The following is an 11,855-nucleotide window of genomic DNA, read 5'->3' on the forward strand; positions in this document are numbered from 1 at the left end:
CTTGCCTTTAATATAACCTTTTTTACTTAGGTTCATAATATGTCCTGCAACACATGAGCGACTGATTCCGAGGATATCAGCAATTTCTTGTTGCTGAATAAAAGGATCACGCTTTAGCAGTTGCAATATCTGGTTTTCCCTTTTTGACATATCACACCCTTGATTGTTTTTTTGCACTTATGTTGTATTTCATGTCTGACAGACAGTAAAGACTATTTTTATATTTCTTTTCCATTATGAGAATATGATCGTAAGATTGATAAGGCCAGAAAATGACATAAAAATGTGACAAATATCTCGAATATTATGCTAAAAAATTAATAAAAATCAGATTGTTAAATACGTAAAGTAAGTAAACTATATTTTATCCTGTTTTAATGTTTTTAAAAACAAAGTGTTATATTGATCTGTGAAAATCACAAACATATGTTTGGTTTTGATGATTTATTGATTTCTATGGTGAGGTAAAACTGGGGATGTGATGAAATGATGATAGTTGATAATCATGAATGGCACTAATATGTTATTAATGGTTATATACCAAAATCATAGGTATAAAGGTTAATCCTGATGTTATGACTGACTTTTGTTTAAAATCCCCCTGCCACATAATTAGCTATATGGCTAGGGGGACTCTTTACCACTAATCTACGGCTCAAATTCTATTCGCCAAGTATTATTTTTTGTCATCCAGCATATGGTATGAAACGGCAATACCTGCGGCTTGACCCGCAAGTGAAGGTTCATCACTGGCTAAATAAAGCCCTGCAATATAGTGGCTATCAACAGCATATTTTTTGTATTTTTTGGCGTAGCGCTCACCGATACGGAATAGGCGTTTATCACTTAACGTAAATAATGCCTCATCAACCGCGCCATCTCCCCAGACTTCCAAGCTTTCGATCACACTGCCATTGAGCTCAATTGACGTTGTTTCTGATGTCACTGTACCCAGTGTGTAAGATGCACCGTTGGCAAATGTGATCGTCATTCCCCCCACTCTGGGAGCATTGCCAATTCTACGGACATATCCAGTCAATGATTTTATTTGATTGTATTTTCCGTTGATTAAAGATGGCTTTAATGGCTCCTGCATTTGATCATCTTCTGTCAGAGCCTGAATTCTCATTTTGGGAGTCTGACGATCGAATACGGTAGAATAACTGATGGTTTTGGGATAGAAACCACTTTCAAGGCTATTCTTTTGTAGATGCTCAATCATTTCAAGACACTCTAAACCGTGTAACAAACAATATCCTCTGACAGAAAATAAATTGTTGGTGATATTTTCTGCAGTTGACGTGTTTATCGCATCGTTATATTGACGCGTATACGTTTCATGAATATAGCTGTTAGCCTTGGTATATAATTTATCAATAAGCTGTTTTAATTCATTAACTTCTATATCGGATAAACCAATATCTTTTTGCTTCTCTATGCCCATTTTCCAATAAGGAACCTGTAACATGAGTGTGTTGGTATACATCGGGAGAATTTGGTAATTTGTTTTATTATCAAAGGACTTGAATTTTTCATCTATACTCACCAGATATCTCGCCAGAAACATATAGGCTTCACGGCTTTCTTGGCTGCCCGGTGAGGTTTCTAACATGTATTGGACATGTTCCATTTTACCTTTAATTTCTTGTATATCGCCATTCAATATACCTTGAATGGTTTTGAGAACAGCATCCTCTATCATCTGCTCGACTTTTTGCAGAATTTGTTCCCAAGTATTGTCTGCTTGTTGAGGCCAAAAGAGCCCTAACAGAAAAGATATTGCCGGACCTGGGCCTGGAATAAATCCTATACCACCAATAATGGCATCTTTTATTATTCCGGAGGCATCCCATTCATAATCAGGAGTAGAAGTTGCATAAGGAACGATTAACATGGGTTCAGGCATTGAAGGGATAACTTCTAAAGGTAATGTTTCATTCTCATTGATATTTATAGATGTGTTATTCATAAGTTTATTTTTTTACCTTAAGGGTGAATTTAAAATTTATTGGTTATAGAATATTTTTCCTTATCATTACTTATTATATCCAGTCACAAAGGCGCGTTTATCTGTATCATTATAAATGACAACCTTGCTGTAATATAGCGCGTTGCTTGGTGATTGTAATATGCCGTCTTCCCCTGCTTTCACTATGATAGAGGAAGATTCGAACCATTGTGATGTGAAAGAATGCGACCAATAAAACACTGCTCTAACTTCTGATGCAGGGCCGGAATTGGCGATATAATAATTGGGGCGTGTTTCAGGAATAATAGGCGTATCAGTTCTTGTTGCCTCAATAGAAGAGTGTGGTTCTATTGTCATATCTCTATAAGGAATGACGGTGAGAGGTTCTGAGGCAGGGGTATTTTGAATGCCAGATTCTGATGTGATATTGTAAGTGTTATTAATTGTTACTGAACCACCACTTATATTAATTGTAATCATAAGATATACTCCTGTTAAATTTAAGGTGATTTAATAAATAAGATCATAAACATAATGTGAATGTGATTTCGGTGGGTATTCTAAACAGGTTTTTAGGGCGGAGTAAAATATAAAAAATAGCAGTTTGATTTAAGATTTATATAATTCCATGAAATAATATCATCAGTAATTAGGTATGATTGGATAATGTATATTAGTCTATTGCTATTATTTTATTTTTTGTAGATTGGTAATGTATTATATAGCCCAATATAATTGGGCTAATAGTGATATTTATAGAAAGGCTCTAAGCCATTGCATTCTGGTATAAATCCCAACGGTTACCGTAAATATCTTCAAAAACTACGACCATACCATACTCTTCCTGACGAGGTTCTTGGCAGAAATGGACGCCATTCTCTTTCATTTTATGATAATCACGCCAAAAGTCGTCAGTTTGCAGGAACAGGAAGACTCTGCCACCACATTGATTACCGATAAACGCCTCCTGTCTTTCGTTAGATGCCCTTGCCAGTAATAAATTGCAATCACTCTCAGGGTTTGGGGTGACAACAACCCATCTTTTACCAGGCTGGGGCGTATCTTCCACCAACGTAAATCCTAATTTATTAGTGTAGTAATCAATGGCCTTGTCGTAATTATCTACAACGATAGCAACGTAACCCATACATCTTTTTTGTGTTCTCATGGTATTCCTATAGTTACTGACTTAAAAATTACAGTATCCGGGTGCCTAAGTTCACATCTTTTTCTGGTTGGATCAAAACAGTGCCTTGCTCGTCACAAACGGCCGCTAAAACTAACACTTCGGATTTAAATCCTGCTACCCGCCTTGGGGGAAAGTTCACGACTGCCAGTATTTGTTGACCAATTAATTGCTCTTCTGAGTAGTTTTGGCATATCTGGGCGGAGCTCTGTTTTTCGCCGATATCACTGCCAAAATCGATATACAGTTTGTAGGCAGGTTTGGTGGCTTTTTCGTTTTTTTCGGCTTTGATAATTTTGCCAACGCGAATATCGAGAGACATAAAGGCGTCAAGGGTAGCTGGTGTAACAGTTGTATTTTCCATAGGGTTTAATTCATTGTTTAAATTATCTTATTTAGCATAAGAGAAATATGAAAAAATGTATAGATGTCAGCGAACTCCGCCCACAATTTATGGATACGTTATCGTAAGAAGGAAAATCACTTACCCAGACACGTTATATGTCTCTCTTGCCAGTCGAACCCCAGCTAAAGAAGCGGCGCTGGATATCGGATGCGGTAACGGCGTTTCTACAGTGCACCTGCAAGGGTTATTTGAACATGTGGAAGGCTGTGATATTGGTGACGCTTTGATCGACAAAGCCAGGCACAACTCCCCTGATATTCAGTTTAACGTATCTCCGGCCGAAACCTTTTCACCCTCGCATTCCTTCGATCTCATTACCAGTGCCACTTCCTTCTATTGGATGGATCGTAAAAGAATACTGATGAACCTACGGGAGTGGCTTAAACCCGGCGGGCTTTTTTGTGCGTATAAATATGATTTTCCTGTGGTATATGGCCCGCTGCGCGATTATATCGAACGGGAGTTGGTTACCCGCTGGTCACGTTATCGTGATCCCCGCCTTACCCAATATGACAATACGCTGGAACTGATGGGCGATTGCCCACATCTTCAAGATGCGTGTTGGGAACTTTTTGCCAACATGATTTTCCTCAGCCCAGAAGAGGTCGCGTTATTTTTTCTATCCACCAGTTATGTCACCCGATATATCGAAGAGGAAGGCGGCGAAGAGTATGAACATCAATTTATGACGGCGGTAACGAACATCGACAAGTCATCATCGGTTGCCGTCAATTTCGATATTCATGCGTTTACTGCGGTCAAACTTAGGTAATTGATTGATGCGATCCAATCCCTGAATCAGTGAAAAATGGGATCAGCCTGCCTGCATAAAAAAAGGCCGCTTATAGTGCGGCCTAAAACATAAAATAAGCAAGGAATTAAATTTAATAAACCAGGAGTATATTATTAAGAGAGTATTGATTTCTGATCCAAAATAAGACCGGGTTCCATAGCAATGTAGTCCATCAGAGTCATTTCTCTATAAACTGCGATAATACACTCGTAGAACATAATACGTGCTGTACCCGCGTGTGGCAAGTCAGTAATTGTAGACATCCAGCAACAATTTTTCATATGCTGCATATCTATATTTAATGGATCTGTCATATCGACGCTAGGCATAAATGTCATGAAACTCTTCATGACAGGCATGCTCATCATCATTTGCATGTCGTTAGTATTCATCGACTGCATATTCATTGGTTTCATCGAGGACATATTCATCGGTGAAATTTTTACGGTAGTACACGAATACATTGTATCAATATTTAATGTTGTGACATTCCAGCGAAGAGTATCACCTATATTGGCTTTAAGCGTAATATTCAGTTCGTTATCGACTGAAACAAGCATATCATCTTCAGGCATAATACGAACATATTTATGGTACATAGAGGAGGGGTGAAGTGCGGAAGGATTATTGATATCTTTGCTCAGTTTACCATAATCATTCATAATTTCTTCAGCTTTTACTGCAACTAACATATCAATGTTTCTCATTGTAGCACCCTCATTAGTTAACGTGATTTTATAAGCTGCTTGCGGACTATATAATAACAAAGAAATATAAACGCCAAGCCATAAAAAGAATCTTATAAAAAATATATTTATCATGATAAAAGTTTTTTAAATAATATTTAAGGCGTATTGGTTATCAATTATATTTATTTAAATGGTTTCATGGGATTTGTTTGGCTATATTGCCATTTAAAATGGCTTTATTATTCAATGTGAATTTGTTTCTTATCTCATTTATTAAATTACACCATGATATTGTTTAGTTGAGTGTATAATTTTTATTATCATTATACCCAATGGATTATCAATCTAAGCACCGCGAATAAAATAGCAACTTGAAAAATTTGAGAGATAAAGGGAGAACATGGCGGTTATTAGGTAGATAGTGATTATCAGGTAAGTTAACCGTGTTGGTTATAAGAATACTTATCTCAATGCTTACCTGATATTAATTTACCGTTATTGGTTTTATGCTTGTAATATCATTTTTTGACACGTTTTCTCAGTTGATCTTTTACAACCTTGCCATTGGCATTTCGGGGTAAGGTTAAAAAAGTATATCCTTTGGGGCGTTTATACCGTGCGACTATCGTACAAATATAATCATCTAACGCTTGCTCTGTGGTTGATATATTTTCATCGAGTTCAATAAAGGCATGGGGAACTTCTCCCCAATAGGGATCGGGTTTTGCCACAATCGCGGCAGCCAAGACACCGGGATAACTGGATAGGGCATTTTCCAGTTCAAGGCTGGAAATATTCTCACCACCGGAAATAATGATATCTTTTTTCCTGTCGATGATTTTGATATAGCCATCAGGATCGACGACCGCCAGATCACCGGTATAAAACCATTGATTGGTGATCTCCGGTGTGACATGACGGACAGGATCATAAGCGGCCACAATATTACCGCGGATTGCGACTTCACCGATGGTTTTGCCATCAAAAGGTACTTCCGACTGGTTATCTCGATCAATAACGCTCACCTGTCCCTGTAAATTAGAGACAATTCCCTGACGCATCCGCTTTAAGATTTTTTCTGATCTTGGCAATATCTGCCATTCCTGCTTATTGTCACAAACCACCACCGGGCCATAAGTTTCGGTTAACCCATAGACATGGGTCGCATTGATACCGACCTCATCCAGTAATGAAAACATCATTTCTGTCGGTGGGGCACCGGCAATAAGACCATAAACGCGGCCACCAAAATGCTGGCCATGCTTTTGCGTTATTTTGCCTAACGCGTAGTGAATAATGGGGGCACCACAATAGTGGGTGACGTTATGTTCTTGCATAAGCAGCATGGCTTCTTCTGCATCAAATTTCCTTATACAGATATGTGTACCCGCCCGTGCTGCCACTGTCCACGGGAAACACCAGCCATTGCAGTGAAACATGGGCAGCGTCCATAAAAAGATAGGATGCCTGGGCATATCCCAATCCAGAATATTGGAAATCGCATTTAAAAACGCGCCACGGTGAGAATAAACCACCAGTTTAGGTTGTCCGCTAGTGCCCGACGTTGAATTAATACTGATGGCTTCTTGTTCGTCAATTTGGATAAATGAGAGGGTTTTTGATGGATGTGCGGTGAGCAGTGATTCATAAGACAGGCTTTCACATCCAGCAGGAAGTATAGGAACTGTTGGGCTATTTTTATTATCAATTTCATTACCAACAACAATTATCTTAACTGGATTATTAAAAGAGACATTATTTAATAGTGAAAGATAAGTTTTATCAACAAATAATATTTTTGGATACAGTTTTTCAAAGACAAAATTTAATGTGGCTGTATCTGTGCGGGTGCTCAAGGCATTGAGAATGCCGCCGGACAAAGGAACGGCAAAATGTAATTCAAGCAATTCGTGGATATTCGGTAAAAGGGCTGAAACTACGCTCCCCTTATCCACCCCCATTTGCTGGAGAGAGATAGCGATCTTTTCGCAGCGGTTAGCGTATTGGTGCCAAGTCCAACGCTGTTTTCCATCAATGACGGCGATATCATTACCATTGCTTAATACCGCTCTTTTGAGAAACAAAATAGGTGATAATGCCGTGCCGGTATATTCATTTAAGAATGAATTATCGAGAATCATACTCTTCACCTCATATTATTGTCTTTAACAAAATTATTCTGTCTTTTAAAAGTAATCTCTGGCAGAAGAATAAGCAATCTTGATAAGATAACTACGCAAAAATAGATTGAATAGTGCTATTTAAGCTAATAAAAAACGTTATCCACGAATACGAAAAGAAAATACAAAAGGAAAAACTATGTTTAATTTAGCAGGAAAAATTGCTTTTATTTCAGGTGGAACTAAAGGCATTGGCAAAGGGATTGCCAACGTGTTGAAGCAAGCGGGGGCTGTGACCATTATTGCAGGAACTGATGAGGTGCGCGGAACCGCCATTGCCAAAGAACTGGGAGTCGATTTTATTCCTCTTGATGTGACTGATCAGGCGGCATGTAAAAATGCGATTGATCTGATTGTTGAAAAGTATGGCAGGCTCGATATTCTTTGTTCCAATGCCGGTATTTTCCCACAGCATTATCTTAAAGATATGACTGCGGAAGAGTGGGATTTAGTGCATACCATCAACCTTAAAGGGACGTTTTTCTTGGTGCAAGCTGCATTGAATGTGATGGAAAAGCAGCGTTACGGGCGTGTGGTTATCACGTCATCCATAACGGGAGAAATAACGGGGATTTCGGGTTACAGCCACTATGGTGCCAGTAAGGCAGGGCAACTTGGGTTTATGCGCAGTGCGGCGTTGGAATATGCGCAGCAGGGGATCACCATTAATGCAGTGATGCCCGGTATGATCATGACGGAAGGCTTGCAATCATTTGGTGATGAATTCCTCAGTGATGCGAAAGCGTCCACACCAATGCGGGCGTTGGGAACGCCTGAAGATATTGGTTATGCTGCCTGTTTTCTGGCTTCTGATGAGGCGAAATATATTACCGGACAAACGATTGTGGTTGATGGCGGGCTAATTTTGCCAGAAGTACCCGCGTGATTATCTTACAAAGATTGTCGTAAGAGAGTAGAAAAAGGTAAGATGACCTATCAAATAAACACAGGGAGGGGAATTTGTTCTCTTCCTGGTTTTTTTATTGTCTGAATCAGGTAGAAATATTATGTCACTGAATAATGAGCGTAAATCGCTGCCACTGCCAGGCGGGCACAATAAAGTGCTGCTGCACTCATGTTGTGCGCCATGTTCTGGGGAAGTGATGGAAGCCATGTTGGCTTCAGGCATTGATTTTACAATATTTTTCTATAATCCCAATATTCATCCGCTGAAAGAATACGAGCTGCGCAAAGATGAAAATATTCGTTTTGCACAGCAGATGGGTATTCCTTTTATTGACGCTGATTACGACCGTGATAATTGGTTTGAACGCGCAAAAGGCATGGAAAATGAGCCTGAACGGGGTATTCGTTGCACAATGTGCTTTGATATGCGTTTCGAGCGAACCGCACTGTATGCTCATGAACATGGTTTTCCGGTGATTACCAGCTCACTCGGTATTTCACGCTGGAAAAATATGCAGCAAATCAATGATTGTGGTGTTCGTGCTGCTTCTCGTTATCCTGACCTGACGTACTGGGAATATAACTGGCGCAAAGGGGGCGGATCTGCCCGCATGATAGAAATCAGCAAACGTGAAGAGTTCTATCAACAGGAATATTGTGGCTGTATTTATTCTCTCAGAGATACTAATCGCCATCGTCTGGCAACTGGCCGTGAAAGAATCAAATTAGGTACGGTCTTTTATAGTGCAGATAACGGCAAAAAAGATAGCGAATCGCTGTAATCAAAAAAAAGCCTGCGCGAAGCAGGCTCAAAATACGGCAAAGATAAAAATCCCTGGTGGTGACTTAGAGCCTAGTCGGATTAGCTCTAAAACTGGCGATGAGTCACCATGACTATATGTGAGTGGGATACTGCCGTCCAATGGATTGCACAGATCAATCAGCGGAGATTGATCGATAAAAACGATCATTCATGACTTCTCAGGCATAACAAGCTCTGGCGCGGTTAGGTGTCCCACCAAAACGTCGGCGATAGCTTTGGGTGAAATAGGACTGACTGGAAAAACCCGATTCCAATGAAATATCAGCAATACTCATTTCGCTATTCAATAATAATTGATGAGCGTAAAGAATACGCTGTTCACTGATCCACGCTTTGGGTGAAGTGCCATAGACACTGTTAAACAGCTCCTTGAAAGAGGTCAGCCCCATACCGAATTCGCGTGCGAAGTCATTTAATTTCCATTCCTTGAGATAATGCGCTTCCATAAATGTTTGCAAACGTTCTACCTGACGGTTACTTAATTTCCGCAGAATAGACATTAACAAGGCTCCCTGTTGACCCAAAGAAAGCAACAACAATAACTCTTCAACCCTTAATTGAACCAAAGCGGGAGGGGAATCATGCGCCAGTAAGTTAGCTAGCCCGCGAATGCTTTCCGTTAACAAAGGGAATTGGCGAAAAGGAATCAACCGATAAGCCGGAAATTCCTGTCGTTCTATCTTACTGAGTAATGGCCCAAAACGTTTTAAAAAGCTACGTAAAAAATCCATATGTAAAGGTAGCCATAATAACTGGCAACTTTCCGTATGGGTTTTGGCTGTATAGCTTCCGGGGTGGGTAAACAGGATCTCATGCGATTTGATGTGATAACTATTGATGCAATCTTTCCATACCATTTCACCATCGAGTAAAATATATAGCCCTCTTTGTTTATGCTCAATGATATTGAAATCCGGCATAGATAATTGGGTTGTGCAAATATTATTTTGATTTAATCCCGTCGTCCTTTTCATTTAATATCCCTAAATTTCCGTATCATGAGTAATCATTTTTTGTGATGAGTGTATTTATTTCATATATTATATAACTAAATAAATATTTGTGTTAGGGTTAAGTGTAAATTTTTACGATAAAAAATAATTTGTCTGTTTTTTTACCTTATGTTGATTAATCTTTAAGACGAAGGTGGATTATTATCTCCCCGCTGCGTGGGGAGGTAATAAATGTATTTCGAAGTGAGTAAAGTATACAAATATTTATATATCCTGATTATTGAGTTGGTTATCCTAAAAATTTTATCGGCAATAAATATCAATAATATTCGAAATTTCAAAACCCAGACTAATTCATTTTTAAATACATACTGCTATTTTCATTCACTAAGTGAGTTTTAACGGTTGGCTATTGGTAGAACTCTTTAAACTTCAGATTAATGTGTTCTTATGATTTTGATATGCTACTGGCTTATTAATGTTTTGTATCCATTGTTATAGAATTATGAATTTATATGGCTTGTGCCTATAAAAATAGGCAAAAAATGGGTTTTTCTGGATTATTTTATTCAATAAATATGAGATAATTCAACGACAAATCAGAGGATTAAACTCAAATGGAAACTTTATCCGTGTAATAACGCTATAAATGCCTCTGTTATAGCTTCGTAGATTGTTTTTTATACTTGTACAATGCTAGGATGTGTTTTCACAGCCTATTTCTGTTACCTGTGTTTCTATTACCTGCTAAGGCATATGCAAGATATATTGCTGATGAAATATAAGAAAAAACCACAAAAACGAGAACAATATGAAAAAGTATCGTTTTTCAGATAACGCTTTTTTATGCAGCGTATGGCTCCTTTGGGCAATTGCATTGGGACTATATCTGTATGGTGCCCATCGTAGTTGCGCCATAACAGCAATTTTATCTTTTTTCGCCTTAGTGTCTTACTTTATGAACATGAAATTGAGAATAAACGCTATGTTTGGAAAAAAAACAACCGAGTCACCTGCTGCCAGTTCTGTGGCACCCATTGTGGGCATTAAGACCGAAGAGAAAAAATTACCTGAAGCCGAAACTCGTCCCAATACCATTATTGCAAAAAACTCTGTATTCAAGGGTGATATCGAAATGGAAGGGGATATCCAAGTCTGGGGTAAAGTTATTGGTAATATTCGTGTAAAAGGCGGAGCCATTCGTATCATGCATGCCGGTAAAGTGGAAGGTGAGCTGAATGCCCCTGAAATTATCATTGACGGCCATGTTGAAGGGACGTGCTGTGCGGAAACATTGGATATTCTTGAACATGGCGAATTACGGGGCATTAGCCGCTGCGGCAGCATGTCAATCCGGCGTGGCGGGCTATTTGTGGGTCAATCCGAACAGGTTGAGAATAAGAAAAAAGCAGAAATGGAACGGGTTATTTCCATCAGAGACAACCAAGGTGACAAACCAAAAGCGAAAAGCAACGCTTGATTTATAGTGGCTTATAAAATACAACTGCCGGGAAATGGGTATAATTTTCCGGCAGTTTTGTTTTTATGGCTTGTATTTCAAGCATGCCCCGGAAGGTGCGGAGCAATATCGGCACTGGAACGCTGTCGCATATTCTCGTAAGGTTCACCAATCACCAACGCTATCCAATGTCCCCGTGTCGGTGGTTAGATTCTGCCTCCGGCACTAATTTTTAACATCATCTTATCGAAGTTTATCAAAGACTTAACGGAAAACTTAAAACAAGAGTCGTTAAGGGAATGTTAATGAATTTGTAGTCCTGTTTTGTGCGATAATGGTGTATTAACACCGCCAGTTAAGAATACCGGGCACCTGTATCAGCACGCGCCTTTTTCTTATTCAAAAGTAATAATTTCAGTAATTGATTCTGATGTCAAGTAAGGGGAAGCAGCAATTCTCAGCGAATCCATTTACAAACAGAAAGTTCTGTC

Annotated in this window: 12 protein-coding genes; 4 read left to right on the top strand and 8 right to left on the bottom strand. The window is 39.0% G+C overall.

All coding sequences use genetic code 11. The annotated features are described in order from the left end of the window. From PSI15_RS15790 to PSI15_RS15810, 5 genes are all read right to left on the bottom strand, one after another. The coding region (locus PSI15_RS15790) for a winged helix-turn-helix transcriptional regulator (RefSeq protein WP_273584366.1) at nucleotides 1–150 on the bottom strand (150 nt) is incomplete at its 3' end. A 526-nt stretch (nucleotides 151–676) separates the two neighbouring features. After that, nucleotides 677–1,969, bottom strand: coding sequence for an insecticidal delta-endotoxin Cry8Ea1 family protein (locus PSI15_RS15795; protein ID WP_273584355.1), 1,293 nt, complete (start codon nucleotides 1,967–1,969; stop codon nucleotides 677–679). 66 nt (nucleotides 1,970–2,035) lie between these two features. Next, a complete protein-coding gene (locus PSI15_RS15800) occupies nucleotides 2,036–2,449 on the bottom strand; it encodes a JHE-like toxin PirA (RefSeq protein ID WP_273584356.1) in 414 nt (137 codons plus the stop codon). A gap of 286 nt (nucleotides 2,450–2,735) precedes the next feature. After that, on the bottom strand, nucleotides 2,736–3,137 hold the full coding sequence (locus PSI15_RS15805) for a VOC family protein (protein WP_273584357.1): 402 nt from the start codon (nucleotides 3,135–3,137) through the stop codon (nucleotides 2,736–2,738). A 28-nt stretch (nucleotides 3,138–3,165) separates the two neighbouring features. Further along, complete coding sequence (locus PSI15_RS15810; RefSeq protein ID WP_273584358.1) at nucleotides 3,166–3,519, bottom strand: tRNA-binding protein; 354 nt, start codon at nucleotides 3,517–3,519, stop codon at nucleotides 3,166–3,168. Between the two features lie 55 nt (nucleotides 3,520–3,574). Here PSI15_RS15810 and PSI15_RS15815 point away from each other — a divergent pair, with 55 nt between their 5' ends. Then, on the top strand, nucleotides 3,575–4,333 hold the full coding sequence (locus PSI15_RS15815) for a class I SAM-dependent methyltransferase (RefSeq protein WP_273584359.1): 759 nt from the start codon (nucleotides 3,575–3,577) through the stop codon (nucleotides 4,331–4,333). Nucleotides 4,334–4,467: 134 nt separating this feature from the next. Here the strand turns inward: PSI15_RS15815 and PSI15_RS15820 are convergent, their stop codons facing one another. Together PSI15_RS15820 and PSI15_RS15825 are read right to left on the bottom strand one after the other, a co-directional pair. After that, entirely contained in the window at nucleotides 4,468–5,061 is a 594-nt protein-coding gene (locus tag PSI15_RS15820) for an AidA/PixA family protein (protein WP_273584360.1), read from the bottom strand. 500 nt (nucleotides 5,062–5,561) lie between these two features. After that, nucleotides 5,562–7,184 (bottom strand): AMP-binding protein, encoded by a 1,623-nt coding sequence (locus PSI15_RS15825; RefSeq protein WP_273584361.1) that lies wholly within the window; start codon nucleotides 7,182–7,184, stop codon nucleotides 5,562–5,564. Nucleotides 7,185–7,362: 178 nt separating this feature from the next. Here PSI15_RS15825 and PSI15_RS15830 point away from each other — a divergent pair, with 178 nt between their 5' ends. Both PSI15_RS15830 and PSI15_RS15835 read left to right on the top strand, forming a co-directional pair. Then, complete coding sequence (locus PSI15_RS15830) at nucleotides 7,363–8,109, top strand: SDR family oxidoreductase (RefSeq protein WP_273584362.1); 747 nt, start codon at nucleotides 7,363–7,365, stop codon at nucleotides 8,107–8,109. Between the two features lie 121 nt (nucleotides 8,110–8,230). Next, the gene (locus PSI15_RS15835; RefSeq protein WP_273584363.1) at nucleotides 8,231–8,911 is read left to right on the top strand and encodes an epoxyqueuosine reductase QueH; all 681 of its coding nucleotides are present in this window, start codon (nucleotides 8,231–8,233) and stop codon (nucleotides 8,909–8,911) included. Nucleotides 8,912–9,110: 199 nt separating this feature from the next. Here PSI15_RS15835 and PSI15_RS15840 read toward each other — a convergent pair whose 3' ends face one another. After that, nucleotides 9,111–9,926, bottom strand: coding sequence for a helix-turn-helix transcriptional regulator (locus PSI15_RS15840; protein WP_273584364.1), 816 nt, complete (start codon nucleotides 9,924–9,926; stop codon nucleotides 9,111–9,113). Nucleotides 9,927–10,890: 964 nt separating this feature from the next. Here PSI15_RS15840 and PSI15_RS15845 point away from each other — a divergent pair. Further along, the gene (locus PSI15_RS15845; RefSeq protein WP_273584365.1) at nucleotides 10,891–11,385 is read left to right on the top strand and encodes a bactofilin family protein; all 495 of its coding nucleotides are present in this window, start codon (nucleotides 10,891–10,893) and stop codon (nucleotides 11,383–11,385) included. Nucleotides 11,386–11,855 lie beyond the last annotated feature (470 nt).

This window comes from Xenorhabdus sp. PR6a (assembly GCF_028599065.1).
GTDB lineage: Bacteria > Pseudomonadota > Gammaproteobacteria > Enterobacterales > Enterobacteriaceae > Xenorhabdus > Xenorhabdus doucetiae.

Coding starts and splice junctions, on each gene's coding strand:
- PSI15_RS15825 (WP_273584361.1), bottom strand. CDS start 7,184: ATGATTCTCGATAATTCATTCTTAAATGAATATACCGGCACGGCATTA.
- PSI15_RS15830 (WP_273584362.1), top strand. CDS start 7,363: ATGTTTAATTTAGCAGGAAAAATTGCTTTTATTTCAGGTGGAACTAAA.
- PSI15_RS15820 (WP_273584360.1), bottom strand. CDS start 5,061: ATGAGAAACATTGATATGTTAGTTGCAGTAAAAGCTGAAGAAATTATG.
- PSI15_RS15795 (WP_273584355.1), bottom strand. CDS start 1,969: ATGAATAACACATCTATAAATATCAATGAGAATGAAACATTACCTTTA.
- PSI15_RS15815 (WP_273584359.1), top strand. CDS start 3,575: ATGTATAGATGTCAGCGAACTCCGCCCACAATTTATGGATACGTTATC.
- PSI15_RS15845 (WP_273584365.1), top strand. CDS start 10,891: ATGTTTGGAAAAAAAACAACCGAGTCACCTGCTGCCAGTTCTGTGGCA.
- PSI15_RS15835 (WP_273584363.1), top strand. CDS start 8,231: ATGTCACTGAATAATGAGCGTAAATCGCTGCCACTGCCAGGCGGGCAC.
- PSI15_RS15840 (WP_273584364.1), bottom strand. CDS start 9,926: ATGAAAAGGACGACGGGATTAAATCAAAATAATATTTGCACAACCCAA.
- PSI15_RS15810 (WP_273584358.1), bottom strand. CDS start 3,519: ATGGAAAATACAACTGTTACACCAGCTACCCTTGACGCCTTTATGTCT.
- PSI15_RS15800 (WP_273584356.1), bottom strand. CDS start 2,449: ATGATTACAATTAATATAAGTGGTGGTTCAGTAACAATTAATAACACT.
- PSI15_RS15805 (WP_273584357.1), bottom strand. CDS start 3,137: ATGAGAACACAAAAAAGATGTATGGGTTACGTTGCTATCGTTGTAGAT.